Source organism: Mesorhizobium sp. P5_C1, from assembly GCF_054049815.1.
The window spans coordinates 1-1856 of the sequence record NZ_JBFULQ010000812.1 but is presented as its reverse complement, the minus strand read 5'-3'; the positions used below and the strand labels follow the sequence as shown (position 1 = coordinate 1856).

At 61.4% G+C, this 1856-nt stretch carries 3 protein-coding genes; 2 read left to right on the top strand and 1 reads right to left on the bottom strand.

Translation table 11 applies throughout. The features are described from left to right. Positions 1-199 (top strand): hypothetical protein (locus ACXJ7R_RS31560; protein ID WP_457155229.1); only part of this gene is annotated, 199 nt, incomplete at its 5' end. Between the two features lie 36 nt (positions 200-235). After that, entirely contained in the window at positions 236-886 is a 651-nt protein-coding gene (locus ACXJ7R_RS31555; RefSeq protein WP_457155228.1) for a hypothetical protein, read from the top strand. Between the two features lie 230 nt (positions 887-1116). Here ACXJ7R_RS31555 and ACXJ7R_RS31550 read toward each other — a convergent pair whose 3' ends face one another. Then, positions 1117-1671, bottom strand: a complete 555-nt coding sequence (locus tag ACXJ7R_RS31550; RefSeq protein WP_457155227.1) for an Lcl domain-containing protein — start codon at positions 1669-1671, stop codon at positions 1117-1119. Positions 1672-1856: the final 185 nt, after the last annotated feature.

The following is a 1856-nucleotide window of genomic DNA, read 5'->3' as shown; positions in this document are numbered from 1 at the left end:
CATTCACGCCACGCACATGATGGCCGGTAAGGACACCGGCATGGCAGAAGTCCGCTATACCGGTGTCGACGGCAAGCCATACAAAGCCCCTGACGCCGAAGCTCGCACCGTCGGAGTCGGCGGTACGATGCGGACGGACGACATAACAGAGAACCAGTTGCGGGACATGCTCGGTATCAAGCCGCGCAACAACTACTAGTAGTGGCTGGTCGCCATAGAGGAATGGAGGCATGACATGCTCAAGAACCGATGGCTTCCGGCCATTCTCGCCGGGGTCACACTCATGACCGCAGCGACATTTTCGACGCAATCCATGGGCGAGGAAGTTCGACCGCCGGCTGCTGTGCCATTGGACTTCCTGGCCTGGATCGATCGCGATCGGGCCTGGCTGGAGCAGCAGATTCTCGCGATCAGCGGCTCCAGCAGTATCAAGATCGGCGCTACCGCGCTTGAGACCACGGACCTTGACGCGCTGAAGGCGGCCAACCGCATACGGACCTTCGCCTACCTCGCGGCCAAGGGGCTGCGGCCCCCCTATTTCGATCTGCCGGTGGCGGCCGCGGATAGAACGGTCCGGTGCATTACAAAGTATCCGACTAGCATTGCCCCCGACATCGGGCCGATGGACTTCGCGAGGGCGTCGTTTCCGGCGGAGGCCGCCGACCAAACCGAACTGAAATCCTGCACGGTGGCAGGCAAGGGCGGAGACTATGCCGAGCTTAACCGGGCGGCCTTTCGCGATCGCTACTTCAACGCGTCAGGCACATTGAAATCGGAATTCCGGGACTTGCGCGACGATTCTGCTTTCAAGGCCAAGGCGATCGACGAGGGCTTCTTCCTGACGACGGAGGACTATAGCGGCCTGCTGCAGCTGGATCTGCGGTAGGCGGCTTGGACGTAGCAGGCACAATGGCCGCGCCGGCGAAGGCAAGCCGGACGGCCGCTCTGTCCCGCGGCCTGGCTGCTGAGCAGCCAGGCATCGCATCGCGAAAGCTGGGGCCCCGTCATGACTTGACCAGGTGTCGAGCGCCAGTTGCCCGTTCCGTGCGCCGCAGCGGCGATTGTCTGATGCCTGAAGAGACTTGGTTGCCCGAGGGAGACTTGGCGTAAGAGCGTCTACTCCACGCCTGTGGCCGGCACCCCGAAGACGCACCATACCCCGGCCTTCTTGGTCGCTTCAAGCGGATGCACCACAGTCGTGCGTGCGCTGAACGTGACGACCGCGAAGGAGCCTGCCGCCCCCGGCCATTCAGTGCGGGTCCAATAATCAGTTTCGCTGCGCGCGAGCGGCGGCAGCTTGTATTCCGCGAACGCGTCGTGCTGCCTTGGCCAGTCCGCCGAATCGAGACTCGTCAGTTCCGCCATCGTCGGAAGCTGCCAGCCCATGTCACCGTTCGGACCGCCTTGTCCGAGGGTAGCACAGTGCCCCATCGCATCGCTCAGCGTGAGCGGCTGATCAACCCTGTCCAGCCTGGCGACAAGGCATGTGCGCTGGTCGACGAAGGCCTTGCCCTCATGTTCAGCGAGCAGCCAGAAAGTCTGGTCATTCAACGGCTGGCGGGTCAGTTTGTGGACGGTGCCACATGGTTCGGCCTGGGATGGCGGCACTGACACCATGGCGAAAAGGGCAAGCGTGGCGTTGAAAGTCGCAAGAGACGCGATCCGAAACATGCCTTCCTCCTCGCTGGTTTGGCATCATGACGGGCGTTCGATATGGCAACCGGATAAGTATACTTGAAGCGGCGAACAATGGAAAGTCCTATCACTTCCCAATGCGCCAACTTTTCAGGTAGATTTCCGCCCGCGGGCTACTAATTTAAATTAAATCACAACGAACAACGGCGCAGCCACTACCC